Source organism: Clostridium vincentii (genome assembly GCF_002995745.1).
In the GTDB taxonomy this organism is placed as follows: domain Bacteria; phylum Bacillota; class Clostridia; order Clostridiales; family Clostridiaceae; genus Clostridium; species Clostridium vincentii.
The window spans coordinates 105164-119756 of the sequence record NZ_PVXQ01000005.1; the positions used below are offsets into that span (position 1 = coordinate 105164).

At 29.2% G+C, this 14593-nt stretch carries 15 protein-coding genes; 4 read left to right on the forward strand and 11 right to left on the reverse strand.

The genetic code is table 11. The annotated features are described in order from the left end of the window. Positions 1-49: 49 nt before the first annotated feature. Positions 50-886, forward strand: coding sequence for a MurR/RpiR family transcriptional regulator (locus CLVI_RS03645; RefSeq protein ID WP_106058760.1), 837 nt, complete (start codon positions 50-52; stop codon positions 884-886). 50 nt (positions 887-936) lie between these two features. Here the strand turns inward: CLVI_RS03645 and CLVI_RS03650 are convergent, their stop codons facing one another. Both CLVI_RS03650 and CLVI_RS03655 read right to left on the reverse strand, forming a co-directional pair. Further along, positions 937-1785: a Cof-type HAD-IIB family hydrolase gene (locus CLVI_RS03650; RefSeq protein ID WP_106058761.1), complete on the reverse strand. Its 849-nt coding sequence runs from the start codon at positions 1783-1785 to the stop codon at positions 937-939. A 15-nt stretch (positions 1786-1800) separates the two neighbouring features. Further along, complete coding sequence (locus CLVI_RS03655; RefSeq protein WP_170065580.1) at positions 1801-2604, reverse strand: MurR/RpiR family transcriptional regulator; 804 nt, start codon at positions 2602-2604, stop codon at positions 1801-1803. Positions 2605-2766: 162 nt separating this feature from the next. Between CLVI_RS03655 and CLVI_RS03660 the strand changes: the two genes are divergently transcribed. Beyond that, positions 2767-4158: a glycoside hydrolase family 1 protein gene (locus CLVI_RS03660; protein WP_106058763.1), complete on the forward strand. Its 1392-nt coding sequence runs from the start codon at positions 2767-2769 to the stop codon at positions 4156-4158. A gap of 105 nt (positions 4159-4263) precedes the next feature. Here the strand turns inward: CLVI_RS03660 and CLVI_RS03665 are convergent, their stop codons facing one another. Beyond that, entirely contained in the window at positions 4264-5091 is an 828-nt protein-coding gene (locus CLVI_RS03665; protein ID WP_106058764.1) for a metallophosphoesterase family protein, read from the reverse strand. A 196-nt stretch (positions 5092-5287) separates the two neighbouring features. Next, the gene (locus tag CLVI_RS03670; RefSeq protein WP_106058765.1) at positions 5288-6103 is read right to left on the reverse strand and encodes a Cof-type HAD-IIB family hydrolase; all 816 of its coding nucleotides are present in this window, start codon (positions 6101-6103) and stop codon (positions 5288-5290) included. 146 nt (positions 6104-6249) lie between these two features. Here CLVI_RS03670 and CLVI_RS03675 point away from each other — a divergent pair, with 146 nt between their 5' ends. Continuing rightward, a complete protein-coding gene (locus tag CLVI_RS03675; RefSeq protein WP_106058766.1) occupies positions 6250-7152 on the forward strand; it encodes an AEC family transporter in 903 nt (300 codons plus the stop codon). 45 nt (positions 7153-7197) lie between these two features. On the opposite strand, the gene CLVI_RS03680 is transcribed toward CLVI_RS03675, so the two are convergent. The 5 genes from CLVI_RS03680 to CLVI_RS03700 form a co-directional block, all read right to left on the reverse strand. Continuing rightward, entirely contained in the window at positions 7198-8157 is a 960-nt protein-coding gene (locus CLVI_RS03680) for a methyl-accepting chemotaxis protein (protein WP_106058767.1), read from the reverse strand. A 112-nt stretch (positions 8158-8269) separates the two neighbouring features. Continuing rightward, positions 8270-8458 (reverse strand): ferredoxin, encoded by a 189-nt coding sequence (locus tag CLVI_RS03685; protein ID WP_106058768.1) that lies wholly within the window; start codon positions 8456-8458, stop codon positions 8270-8272. 136 nt (positions 8459-8594) lie between these two features. Next, positions 8595-9350, reverse strand: coding sequence for a DUF438 domain-containing protein (locus CLVI_RS03690; RefSeq protein ID WP_106058769.1), 756 nt, complete (start codon positions 9348-9350; stop codon positions 8595-8597). A gap of 204 nt (positions 9351-9554) precedes the next feature. Further along, positions 9555-10046, reverse strand: a complete 492-nt coding sequence (locus CLVI_RS03695; protein WP_106058770.1) for a glycosyl-4,4'-diaponeurosporenoate acyltransferase CrtO family protein — start codon at positions 10044-10046, stop codon at positions 9555-9557. 110 nt (positions 10047-10156) lie between these two features. Continuing rightward, positions 10157-10867: a Crp/Fnr family transcriptional regulator gene (locus CLVI_RS03700; protein WP_106058771.1), complete on the reverse strand. Its 711-nt coding sequence runs from the start codon at positions 10865-10867 to the stop codon at positions 10157-10159. A 188-nt stretch (positions 10868-11055) separates the two neighbouring features. On the opposite strand from CLVI_RS03700, the gene CLVI_RS03705 reads away from it, so the two are divergent. Continuing rightward, positions 11056-12288 carry an FprA family A-type flavoprotein gene (locus CLVI_RS03705; protein ID WP_106058772.1) on the forward strand — a complete coding sequence of 411 codons (1233 nt, stop codon included), beginning with the start codon at positions 11056-11058 and terminating at the stop codon, positions 12286-12288. Between the two features lie 72 nt (positions 12289-12360). Here the strand turns inward: CLVI_RS03705 and CLVI_RS03710 are convergent, their stop codons facing one another. Both CLVI_RS03710 and CLVI_RS03715 read right to left on the reverse strand, forming a co-directional pair. Next, positions 12361-13644, reverse strand: coding sequence for an ABC transporter substrate-binding protein (locus CLVI_RS03710; RefSeq protein WP_170065582.1), 1284 nt, complete (start codon positions 13642-13644; stop codon positions 12361-12363). 75 nt (positions 13645-13719) lie between these two features. Then, complete coding sequence (locus tag CLVI_RS03715) at positions 13720-14586, reverse strand: carbohydrate ABC transporter permease (RefSeq protein WP_106058774.1); 867 nt, start codon at positions 14584-14586, stop codon at positions 13720-13722. Positions 14587-14593 lie beyond the last annotated feature (7 nt).

A 14593-nucleotide genomic window follows, 5' to 3' on the forward strand; every position in this document is an offset into this window, starting at 1 on the left:
TTTTTTTGAATCATTGAATCATTAATGATATAATAAGCTTGGTGATAATATGATTATAGAAGAACTTAAAAATACAACTAATTTAACAAATCAAGAGAAACTCATTGCTTCTTATATTTTAGAAAATCCTGATAATGTAAAGTCTATTTCCAGTCGTAAGCTTGCAAAACTCGCTTATACTTCACAATCCACAGTGATTCGTTTATGCAGAAAATTGGGATTTGATTCATATAGAGAATTTCAGATTGAATATAATCTAGCTTATAAGAGTTCACTTTTGCATTATAAAATTAGCAATGAAACACCAATCAACATGAAAACAAGATATGAAGAAATTATTCATCTCCTTCCTAAAATCCATATGGATACAGTGGCTAAACTTCAATCAACCTTAAATCAAAATACAATGATTCGTATTGCCAACTATTTAGCAAAAGCTGATTATATTGACCTTTATGGTCTTGGTCTTAGTAATATTATTGCAAGACAAGCTGCTTTTAAATTTATGTCCATTGGTTTTAACTGCACAGTTCATGATGGGATTAATACCCATTACATTCTTGCTGCAAGCAATCATAAAAGAGTCGCTTTATTTATGACCTTCACAGGCGAAAATGCTACTGTTCTTGATATTTGCAAAAAGTTAAAAAAGAGGAACGTTTATACCGTTATTATATGTGAGGATAATTCGGAAATTTTAAAAGCTTATTGTGATGAAATCATCTGTATAGATTCAGGAATTTCCTATCTGAATCTAGAATCTTACAGTTCCATAATTTCAGCACATTTTGCCTTTGACATTTTATTTAGTTTAATGCTAACAAGCAATTATGATAAAAGTCTTGAAGCATCAATGAACATATTGAAGGAAAAGAATAAGACCTAATAAATAAAATTATTAGGTCTTGAAATTCATCTAAGTTTTCCACTTATATTTTATATAAGTCCATGTCTTTTCATAGCTTTATATATACCATCATCTATTTGTGATTCACAAACCTCATCTGCAATAACCTTTAGTCCATCTTTTGCATTCCCCATTGCAATACCAACTTTAACGTATTCCAACATTTCAGCATCATTCATACCATCACCAAAGGCATATGTATCTTTTTGCTCTATTCCTAAATGTTCGATTAATACTTCAATAGCAGTTGCCTTGTGAATACCAGGTACTGTTAATTCACCACTCTCATCTCCAAAGGCTTGAACTGTACATTTAATTATAGAAAATTCATTTTCGAACTCTTTTTTTAAGTTTTCAAAGGGAATATTTTTATTTTCCAAGAAGCATACTTTATTAACATCATCAAGATACATATTATTGGATTTGTGTAATGCGTTAATAAAATGACTATCCTGCTTGTCCCATCTTTTTTTAGCTTCTGGATCATTTATATAATCACCATATATAATAAATTCCACCCGTGAAATCATATTCTTACTTGCAATTAAACCCTTATTGGATTCAAGATAATAATCATAGCTATTCTCCTCAAAATAATTTATTAAATGTTTAAGAGAATCATCACTAACTGTCTTATGATACAAAATTTCATCCTCAATTTCTACATAACCTCCACCTGCACCGATAACGCCATCAATACCTATATCTAAAATATGCGGGTAAATTTCTGCTTTTGATCTTCCTGTGCATAAATAAACAAGATGTCCATTTCTTCTTGCTGCCTTAATGGCTTCAATAGCTGAATCTGGCACATATTCTTTACCTTCACATACTACTAGTGTCCCATCAATATCAAAAAATATAATCTTTTTTCCCATTTTGTCTCCTCCATCTTAATTCCCATATTTTTCACTATACTTAAGCAATATATAATCTAAAGTATAAAGTAATGCATACCTATCTGTCATGTAATATTTATCTGTATCCTTATCTTTGCTCATAAAAATAGTCATATCATCTTTATGAATATCAACATTTTCATGTTGTCCAGTTATGAATGCCATCTTCACCTTATTTTCTCTAAGTCTATTCATAATATCTGCAGACCTAGTTAAAAATCTTCCAGAAGGACTTAATATTATTGCTAAATAACTACTATCTAGTTCTCCAGCATTAATATATTGTTCTTTAACATCTGACCAAACATTTATATATTTCCCAAGGAAAAAGAAGTCTGTTTGAATTCCATTAGTTAGGGCCAATGACATATGTGTCCCAAACATAGCTATGTTTTTATGAGTATATATTAAATCCACAAGCTTATCTACCATTCTATAATCAATAGTTTCATTAGCTAATGAAATATCCTTAATAACTTTATCTAAAAGATTATCTGTATTAGGTTTTGCTAAATTCTCATGAGAAATCTGATTGATTTTATCACTATTTTTAATGCCATAACTCTTAAGAATATTTTCTGTATATTCCTTAAATTCTACGAATCCACAATAACCAAGTTTCTTACAAAAGTTTGTGACTGAAGAAGGGGTAGTGTAACAGTCTTGCGCTAATTTATTAATATTCATTGTTGGAATATTTTTAATATCTTCTATTATAGTCCTTGCAATTGTATGATAAATATTTTTTTCTCTACTGTTATTTAACAACAATAATAATCTATATATTATATCGTCCATGCTTATCACCCTGCATAATGAATATAGAACAGATTTCATTATGCATTTCCTTTCTTCAAAAAAATAATACTTACATATAATTTGTCCATTTTTTATTTTAAAAAATCATGTACTCTATTAAAAGCTATACTTAATTTATACTATTTTGAAAGGAGCAATACAATGAAAAACACAAATAAATTACCTAAAGATTTTATGTGGGGCGGTGCAGTAACTTCTTTCCAAAGTGAAGGAGCTTATAATGAAGGAGGTAAAGGCTTATCTATAGTAGATACTAGACCTGTACAAGAAGGTCATTCTAATTATAATACAGCTGTAGATTTCTATCATAATTATAAAGAAGATATCGCTTTATTTGAGGAGCTTGGCTTTAATAGTTATAGAACAAGTATTTCCTGGGCAAGAATTTTCCCTGATGGAGAAGGAGAAGTTAATGAAGAAGGTCTACAATTCTATGATGACCTTTTTGATGAATTACTCGCAAAGGGTATTAAACCTATTATAACTCTTTATCATTTTGATATTCCTTTAGCCTTAGCCAAAAAATACAATGGGTTTTACTCGAGAAAAGTAATAGATTTATTTGAAAAGTATTCTAAAGTTGTATTTAATAGATATAAAGATAAGGTAAAACATTGGATCACATTTAATGAACAAAATTCTGTTTTTGGTGGACTTAATCACTATGGTACTGCTCCTTTAGAAGGCATGGATAAAATCGCCTTTACTCATCAAATATGCCATAATTTATTTGTTGCTCATGCAAAAGCTACAAAGGCATTACATGATATTATTCCTGATGCAAAAATGTATGGAATGATAAATTTCATAGGGATTTATCCTGCTACTTGCAAACCAGAAGATGTATTATATGCAGAAAAACTTAAGGAATTTAATCTAGTATTTCTACATGTATTTTCAAAGGGAGAATATCCAACATACTATACAGCTCCTTTAGAAAATAATAATATGATGCCAAAATATGAAGCTGGCGATCTAGAGCTTATAAAGGAAAATACTGTAGACGCTTTAAGTATAAGTTATTACTTTACTTTTATTGCAGATACAACTAAAAATTCAGATTCTATCTTATTTGGAGAATCTAATGATCCAACTAATATGTATGCATTAGTATCTGCTAATCCTTACCTAAAATCTAGTGAATGGGGATGGGCTATAGACCCTATAGGCTTAAGAATTATATTAAAAGATATATATTCTAGATATGGTCTACCAATCTTTATCGTTGAAAATGGTATAGGTGCAAATGAAGAATTAAATGAAAATAATACAGTAAATGATGATTATCGTATAGATTATTTAAAAAGACATATTGAAGAAATGAAGTTAGCTATTAGTGAAGGTGTAGAGGTAGAAGGTTACCTTATGTGGGGATCTACTGATATACTAAGTTCAGGTGGGCAAATGAGCAAGCGTTATGGTTTTGTATTTGTAAATCGTACTGATGCTGATATAAAAGATTTAAAAAGATATAAAAAGAAAAGTTTCGCTTGGTTTAAGAAAGTAATTAAATCTAATGGTGAAGTACTTTAACTATTATAAGAAATAAAAAAAGCTCCTTTTTAGTAATGATTGATCTAATCAATTATTACACCAAGGAGTTTTTTTAATATGAACTCTATCTTCGCTCATAATATTCTAATTGCAAATACACAATACCCTATCCTCTTCATTTCCTTTTGCCCCATCTTTAATATAAAAATGTTTCATATTAGTTCCTATAAACTTAGAAAAAGCACTTACCTCATGAACTCTTTTATAATTGAAATTTATTTTATCTTCTTTAATATCAACAACTCTAAAAGCATTGATATCTAATATAGCTCCAGTTTGTACAAAATGCCAATTTTCTCTCTTAAATATTGAATTAACATGATTATGCCCGTTGAAAAAAATTCCTCTTCCTTTGTGTAAAGAAAGAATTCTATCTAACTCTTCTATTTCTCGGATATATAAGTTCTTTTCCTTTGATAAAGCAGTTGTATCATATACTGGATGATGAGAAAATATAAGAACTGTTTTTCCTTCCGAAACTATAATTTCATTCTCCAGCCAAGTAAGTTGTTCTTCGTCTATTGATCCACCACAACACTCACGATTTGTTTCTAAGGTTGAATCTATAAATATTAATTTTTTGTCATCTTTATCTATTGAAAAATATCTTTCTTGCTTTGTTTCATTTAGAATGTCTCTCTTTGACGAATTATAACTATCATGATTTCCTATTACATGAATAAAATTAACCCCATTATTTTTCATTGCACCACATACATACTTTAACTCTTCTTTATTACCAAAATCAGTTAAATCTCCTAAGGCTATGTGATAATCTCCGTTTGTATTTAGAAAACTTGAAATAATTTCTTCATAATATTTATCCCTAGTCTCAAATATTTCCTTATCTTTAATTTTATTTTTTTCACTTAGATCTGAATAATGAAAATCTCCTAATATGACTATTCTCATAAATAATCCCCTCCTTATCTCTATCTTTACTGTACCTTTTTAACTTTAAATATCAATTACTTCGATGTTATATACTATTAACTTTAAGTTAATTTCTATATTTAAATAGTTAATATATTTATAATTTGAATTATATAATAATAAAAAGAACTTCAATCTATGTAAGATTGAAGTTCTTTTTATATCATTTTTCTCTCTACTGCTGTGTAAGTATAAATTTATCAATTGCATATGCTACTCCATCTTCCTCATTACTTTTTGTCACATAATCAGCTAACTGTTTAATTTCATCCTTTGCATTTCCCATAGCTACGGCAAGACCAGCATATTCTAACATTTCTATATCATTGTCAGCATCTCCAATAGCTATTATTTCACTCTTATCTATTTTTAAATATTGTGCTAGCTTTTCTAAGCCAGTAGCTTTATTACAATCCTTATTCATAAATTCCATCATAAAATCAAGACTTCTAATTACAGTATATTTCTCAAATAAGTCTTTAGGAATTTGTGGCGTTATTTTATCTAACACCAATTTTTCTTCCTCTAAAACCACCTTAAGTATTTCATCATCGTCCTGTACTTCATTGGGGAAATCCACTACTCTTACTTTTAAGTCTATTCTTTTTTCTTCCTCCTCAGAAAATCTACTTTCCATATTTACTAAATCCTCTTTACTTGTAAAGGCATGTACATATGTTCCTAAATCTTTTACTTTATTATAAATATATTTCACATCTTTTCCTGTTAATGTACCATCACTATTTATAATTTCATAATCATCAGTTTTACATATCACAGCTCCATTAACTCCAATTACATACTCATCTTCACCTACAAGTCCCAATTCATCTAAATATTTTTTCAACCCTTGGATTGGTCTTCCAGATGTTAAAACTACCTTTACCCCTAGGTCTATTGCTCTTCTTAAAGTTATTTTATTTAAAGTTGAAATAGTTTTATCATCTCTTAAAAGAGTTCCATCCATGTCTATAGCTATAAGTTTATACATAATTTAACCCTCCATTTATTTTATTGTTATGCTATCGCTTTATAGCTATATTCTATCCTATTTTCTTTAGTAATGTAAACATAACCACACCTCTTTAGACTCTAAGTATATTATATATAAAACTAAATAAAATTAGGAGATTCAAAATGAATATATATGCACAGGTAGGACAACTTTTTCTAGTAATATTAATAGGCTTTTATGCTAGTAAGAGAAAATTTTTAAATGACGAAATTAACAACGGATTATCATCAATCCTTTTGAATATAACCTTACCACTACTTATAGTTAATTCTTTTAATTTAGAGTACAACAGTGAAATGTTCACTAACATATTAAATACATTTTTATATAGTGTAGCTTCTTTTATAATAGTAATTTTAATTTCTCATTTATTATATTTTAAGGTTAAGGATAATAATAAGCAGATTTTAAAATTTGCAACAATATTTTCAAACTGTGGTTTTATGGGATTTGCTATAATTCAAACTTTATATGAAAAAGAAGGGTTAGCTTATGCTTCTATTTTTTTAATAGTTTTTACTACATTAATTTGGAGTTATGGAATTATGTTATTTAGCGGGGAAAAGAAAATTAAAAGCTGGACAAAAGCTTTGATTAATCCCGGGATAATTGCTGTACTCATCGGATTAGTTTTCATGACTTTCTCAATACAACTTCCAGTAGTTATTCAATCTGCAATACAAATGGTGGGAGGAATGACCACTCCAATTTCAATGATAATAACTGGTAGCATCATGGCTCAAGTCTCTATAACAAAAGAAATGACTAACATTAAGTTATATTACGGGGTATTTTCAAAATTAATTCTAGTACCAGTAGTATTATATTTAATATCCGTTATTCTTCACATTAACTCTCTTCCACTTGATGTAGTAATAGTTTGTCATGCTATGCCGGTGGCAGCTGTTGCACCAATTTTTGCAGGACTTTATGATAAAAATAAAGACTTTACTGCATTTTTAGTTTTTATTAGTACTTTATTCTCTATAATTACTATACCTTTAATTTTAAAAATTATATCCTAGGTACCACTGATTCTAACAAATGCATGGAATTCTCATCAATGTACGTTATGTAAGTTTTTTACTATAAGATGCTAGCTGAATTCTTGTATCTTCCAATTGTCTGTCCACAACACTTGCTTTTTCTATATGTTTTATTATTGACTCAGATGTAATTTTTAATATTTCATCAACACCGCCTATTTCTTTACTCATTTTCTCAATTTGAGACTTTTGGTCAGTTAAAATATTTATTACTCCTTTTACTTCCTGTTCCACCTTTGATACAGAAAATAAACTCTCCTCTATTTTTTCTACAGCATTTCCAGAAGCCTTGACACCTCTAGCAATAACCTCATTAGATTTACCTGAATTACTTAGAACTATCTTTGTTTCATCTTCTATGTTCCCTATCAAATTTGAAATATCCTTAGTGCTTTGTTTAGTCATTTCAGCTAATTTCTTTATCTCCCCTGCTACTACTGAAAATCCTTTCCCCTGGTCTCCTGCTCTAGCTGCTTCAATAGCTGCATTTAAAGCCAATAAATTTGTTTGGCTTGCTATGTTAGTTATCAACTGAACAACTTCATTGACCTGGCTAAATTTTCTTGCCAATTCATTTATACCTTCAGTATTAACTCTGTTTTCATCTTCTAAAGATTTTATTATTTGAACCATTTCTTCAATGGCATCTTTTCCTGCATGAGATTTCTTAACTGTATCTTCTGTAATATCTATAAGCTTATTACCCTCTAGACATAAATCATCTGTTAATCTATTAGTATTTTTTGTTAACTGAGAAATCTCAATCATATGTATCTTTACCTTATCGGTTAGTTGCCCTAAAACATCATGTTCACTATCTACGATATGATGTTGTTTTACAGTCTTAGCAACTAGATTGCTCATATCCTTAATGAAGCCATTAGTCTCGTTATGAAATTGAATATTCTTTTGCAATATTTCACCATCACATTGAACCTGCTTACTTTCTAAACCTTTGGATTTTCTATTCCTAAATAAATTCATTTGTTCTCCCCTTAATTTCTCCCTATCCATCAGAATTATTCTGAATATATATAGATAAAAAAACAAAAACAATTTTTCAAATGTTCCTATTTTTATAAGCTCATATATTTTCTTACTCTAAAGTTATAGCACTCACTGGACATCCTGCTTCCGCTTCTTTTGCATCATCCATTAGTTTTTCTTCGATTTCACTTTCTGAGCCTACTGCCTTTCCATTATCATCCATTTCAAATATATCAGGACACACTCCAGCGCACAATCCACATCCTATACAAGTATCCTTATCTACAAAACCCTTCATAACAAAATCCTCCTTATTTAAATATTATATTTAAATATATCACTTCAATATTTATATACATAAAATTTATCTCTACTTACATGGTAACTATTTCCACTATATTATGCGGTAACATGTGTTACCGCTTCTAACTAAATTATGCTTTAGGTGTAAATCCACAATACCCTATTTCATCACATCTTCTTTTCATATCCTGCCAGATTGCCTTTTCTGTTATAGCTTCTATTGCTGTAGGGTATAAAATATAATTTTCTTTAAATATATGGTCCCTTAAGTTGAATATAATATATTTTGATGTTTCATCCACTTTCTCTTTAACCTCACTGAAGTTTAATTCTGATACTTCCTCTGCTTCCTGTTTCAAAAACTTTTTCTTGGCTCTTAAATCCTCATGCTCCATTCTCATAATTCGAGTTGGACCAGTTATTTCTCTATCTTCTAGCTCAATAAACAATACTTTTTCTTCTCTTTGGTGGTGATTTTCTGCATCTAATATATTATCTACAACAACCTTCAAAGCCTCAAACTCTTCTAAGCTACTATCATAGCTTTCTAGTTTTTGAATTTTAAAATTTATTTCTTCAAGTTCTGTCAGAAACTCAAGAATTTTATCATGCTCAGCAATAAAGGTAAAAACAACATGACCTGGTTCAATTTTCGTTTTAATTTTATCAAGTTCACCTTTTAGTACTTCCATGTGGATATCACAAAGATGTCTTAATTCTTTAGGATCCATTCCTTTCTCTATTAACCCTTGTTCTGCAATTGATAGCTCAATAGGACTTATTTTTGAAACTATATCTAAAGCCTCTTCCCTTAAAGCTTCTGTTACACCCTCTTTATTTAATCTTTGTAAAACTTCAGTTAATTTTTGTATTTTTTTATTATCCATTTTTAATTCCTCCTGTATGAATTTGATTTTTAAATCCACGTTTCTATGTCTTAATTCTACTTAACTTTGATTTATAAAAATATGATCTAAATCAAAATTTGAAAATGTTTTTGACATATAAATCTGCAAATTAAAAAACAACCTAAAACTTATGTAATAAGTTTTAGGTTGTTTTTAAATTTGGTTATGTTTTAATATAGTATATCAATGGTAGTACTTATAAGCTTTTTTTCGTGTTAAACTCTTTCTTAAATTTATTAACCGTGGACGATTGTATCTTTGTATAACAACAAACATCATTTGTATGATGAAATCTATTGTTGCAAAAATAATAAAAATATAAATATAATTCATTGAATTTGGCAATAAAAACGTGAATAATAATGAAGTATAGCCAACTATTCCAATTAATATATGCCCAACCTCAGCAATGCAACTTTCGTCTATAAATCTATCTACATATGATATATCAAGTCTTTTAGACAGAGACTTTTTAGAAAAACCTACAATCCCCCCTGCTTCAGGAAGTTTGTCTTTCCACTTAGAAACATTTAATTTTTTATATAATTTTTTTTCAAAATAGTGTTCTTTGTAAAGATCTAATTCAGCATTAAACCAACTTCTAGGAAAAAGTCGCATAAGAAAAGCTATTCCAAAATTTAAAATTATCCAGAAAACAACGTTTATACACGTCATCCATATTATAATAAATAATATTTCTATGTTAATCACCTATTTCTTTACTTAGTCTTAGTAAATTATTGTTCATTTAATTATATTTCTATATAAACCATAGCCTAAAATTTTTATTCCACATATGACTTTAATTTATCTAATTGTTTTATAATTATTATTTTATTACCTTTAAGGCTGATAATACCTAAGTCTTCAAATATACTGAGCTTCCTACTTATGGTTTCTCTTGTTACCCCAACATAATTCGCCATCTCTTCTCTATTTATAGGTAATTTAATCTGCAAGCCTTGGCCCGTAGCAACCCCATACTTTTCACCAAACTCTAATATCATAAATGCAATTCTTATTTCTGCATCATTAGTAGCAAGATTTTGAGCAAGATCTTCAGTCTGACTTAAACGTTTTGTAATAACTTGTAATAGCTTTAAAGATATTTCTGGATTATTCATTATAATCTTATTCATAGCTTGTTTATCTAAAGTACATATTTTAATATCTGATACAGCATAAGCATCAAAATTATAGGTTTCGTCACTATTGAACAAGCTTAGCTCTCCAAAAAAATCTCCATTGGTAAAGATATGAACTATTTGTTCTTTACCCGACCTAGTTAATTTAGATATCTTTACTTGTCCTTCATTAATAATAAATAATGTATCTGATTTTTCACCTTGACTGCACAGTCTATCACCTTTTTTATATACTTTATGCCCTGTCATATTAATAATCTTTATAAGTTCATCATCAGATAGGAATGAAAATATCGGTACCTTCTTAGCACATAGTCTATTACTACAACTTTCGCAATTACATTCTTTCATATATTTATCACCTACCACTTATTATAATAACATTTCTAATTTAGTCAGGTCAAACAATAATCAGTATACCTTTTTATATATTTTCAGATTTTGATTTGGATCATATTTTTATACTTAAAATAAATCTAAAATAGAGATATGGAAAACAAAACATATAAAAATAAATTAAAATATTGGAGGAATACATTATGAAAGAAAACATTATTCTAAGTAAAAATATATTTTGGGTTGGAAAGGTTGATGATAGAGATGTCCCTTTCCATAGATTAACCTTAACTAAAGGAACTACTTATAATAGTTATTTATTGATGACCGAAAAACCTACAGTGATTGATACTGTTGATTTAAGCTTTGGAAGAGAATTTGTAGAAAATTTAAAAAATCTAATTGAACTTGATAAAATTAAATATATTGTAATTAATCACACTGAACCTGATCATTCTGGTGCTCTTGGAAGTTTAGCTGCTAGAGCTAAAAATGCAGTGATTGTGTGCACAAAACTAGCTGTAGATGAACTTAAGGAAATGTACAAGCTTCATAATAGAGAATTTCTAATTGTAGGAGATGGCGATACTCTTGATATCGGCGGAAAAACTCTTAGCTTTATAGAAACTCCTTATCTTCATACAGCAGAAACTATGATAACTTACTGCGTGGAAGATAAAATTTTATTTCCTTGCGATATTTTTAGTACACATGTAGCAAATTATGAATATTTCAACGACATGGCAAAAGAAGATATCACAGCTGACTATATTGGATATTATAAATTGATAATGCATCCTCACAGAAGATATGTTCAGAATATGCTTAAGGAAATCAAAAATTTAGATATAAAGATAATAGCTCCATCCCATGGATATATCCTTCGAGATAAGGTTCAGAGTTTTATAGATATTTATGATAATATGAGTAAAAATACAGAAGAGAGCAAAAAAGCACTGGTTCTATATTCTACTATGACAGGTAGTACAAAGAAAATTGCTCTTCTTCTTAAGGAAAATTTTGAAGAACAGAACCTGACTTCTGAAGTCATAGATATAAATAAAATACCAAGAGAGGAAATAATGAAGGCTATTACTGAAGCCGATGCAATTTTCTTTGGCAGCTCTACCAAATATGCAGATATGATTGGAAATATGGAAGATATATTGAAAGATCTTCATACTTTAAATCTAGAAGATAAGATAGGTGCAGCTTTTGGTTCTTACGGTTGGAGTGGAGAAGCTGTGGAAGTAGTTCAGGATTACTTGAAGGCAACCAATATTAAATTGTTGAACACTTCTGATGTAATTAAGTCTACTGGCATGATTGATATAGAATTCCCACTAAGAATTAGATTTTCACCTAAAGAAGATAATTTAAAAAGCATTGAGCGAGCAGCCATCTATACTGCTGATTTATTACTTAGTACAATTTAAATTTAGCTAAATGCACCAAAAAAGAAATGATTCCTGTATAATACAGGAATCATCTCTTATGAATTTACTATACTATTTCTTTAATATCGCATTTATATCTGCATCTAGCTTTTCAACTTCTGTCTTAATATCTGCATTTTTCAAGAATATTCTTTCTTGAGATTCCTTTGCTATCTTTTGTATCTCAGCATAAGTTTCAACCATTGGACGGCCTTTTCCATATTGTAATTGATCCACGGCTATTTTATATTGAGGTATTTCTTTATATAATTTTTGCATTTCTTCTGAATCTACTGCTGATTTTCGTGTTGGTAAATATCCAGTATTAGTACTAGCTTTTATAGTTCTTTCTTTATCTGTCATGAATTTAATGAATTCCCAAGATGCATCTTGTTTTTCCTTAGGTAATTTACTAAGCATTACCATGTTACATCCACCAGTAGGTACTCCATAATTCTTATCAGCTGGCATAAATGCAGTATTTAAAGTGAATCCGCTTTCTTTAGCTACATTCAAATTGTAAGTTAAGTCTGCAGTTGATGAGAAGAACATTGCAGACTTTTGATTTTTAAAATCAATTTTAGCTTTGTCGCCTCCTTCTGTTCCTGTTACTATATTTATTGTTCCTTCAGTATTCATCTTTTTAAGAAATTCTAATCCCTTTATCATTTCTGGAGAATTTACAGTTGCTTTAGTATTATCATCGCTTAGAATAGATCCACCAGCTTGTGCTAAAAATCCTTCAGTAATCCAGATATTTACTGGGTATGTCATTCCGACTGTACCATCTTTTGATAATTTCTTGCAGTAATCTTCTAATTCAGTCCAATTCTTAGGACCACTTGGATCTAATCCGGCTGCTTTTAATAAGGTTTCATTCATATACAAAATTGGTGTACTTCGTAAATAAGGAATTGCATAAAGTTTATCATCTACATAAGAATTTTCCATTAATCCTGCTTGATAATCAGTAATATCCATCTTATCCTTGTCCACAAATGTCGTTAGATTTTCTAATATTCCAGATTTACTAAAGTCTTGAATAGATGCAATTTCTACTATTGTAACTTCTGGTGCTTCCCCTGCTGTAAATGCGGATTTAGTCTTAGCGTGTAAATCATCATAAGTCCCTTGATATTCTGCTGTAACATGTATTTTGCTTTGTGATTCATTAAATTCTTTTACTAACGCTTGATTATTTGCTTCAATTTTATCTTTGAAAGCATACCAGAATTTCAGTTCAACTACTTCATTATTCCCAGGTGCTTCTGCCGTAGTATTTGTATTACACCCCCCAAATATTAATGACGTCGATAGTAGTGTAAATGTTAAAATTGCCCTTAACTTCTTATTCATAATCATTATTCCTCCCTAATATTATTTAATAGTACCGTGCACGTAAAGTAGATTTGAGATACTCAAGTATATAAATTACTTATCTCCAATATAAGTGAAAGCTTTTATTATATGTTTCTGTGCTAAAAAGAATATTATTAGTACAGGTATAATCAATACCATGTTTCCTGCCATTAAAATATTATAAGATATTCCACCATCTACATTAGCAATACCTGCAACGCCTACCGGTAGTGTTCTCATTGCATTTTTTGTAGTTAATACAAGTGGCCAAAAGTAGTCATTCCATGTACTTATAAATGTTAGAAGCCCTAATGTTACTAATGTTGGTTTTGCCATAGGTATCATTATTTTGTGCATTATTTTAAATTCTCCTGCATCATCTAATCTTGCAGCTTCTAAAAGTTCTTGAGGAACTTGCATGAAACGTTGCCTAAGCATAAATATTCCAAAGGCACTAGATGCAAATGGCAATATTAATGAAAGATAAGTATTAACTATTCCCCATTTACTAAACATAATAAATACCGGTAAAAATACGAGCTGTGCTGGTATCATCATAGTCGCCATTATTAATCCAAAGCTTAATTTACTTCCTTTAAATTTATATCTTGCAAATGCATATGCTGCAGGAATAACTGTTGCAAATTGAAGTATTAATGTAGTAAAAGTAACTATTAAACTATTCTTTGTATATTGTAAAAATGGACCAGTTTGCAATGCTTTAGAAAAATTCTCAAAGTTTATATTATCTACCCAAAAACTTGGTGGAAATGTTAATGTTTCTCCTAAGGTTTTTATTGACGTTAATACCATCCAATAAAAGGGAGTAAAAAAAACTCCAAATATAATTAAGGTTAGAATTATTCTACCTACTTTTAATAAAATCTTTTTTAAATTAATAGTTCCTTCTTTATTTAATGGAAGACTCTTAGAATCCATATTTCCT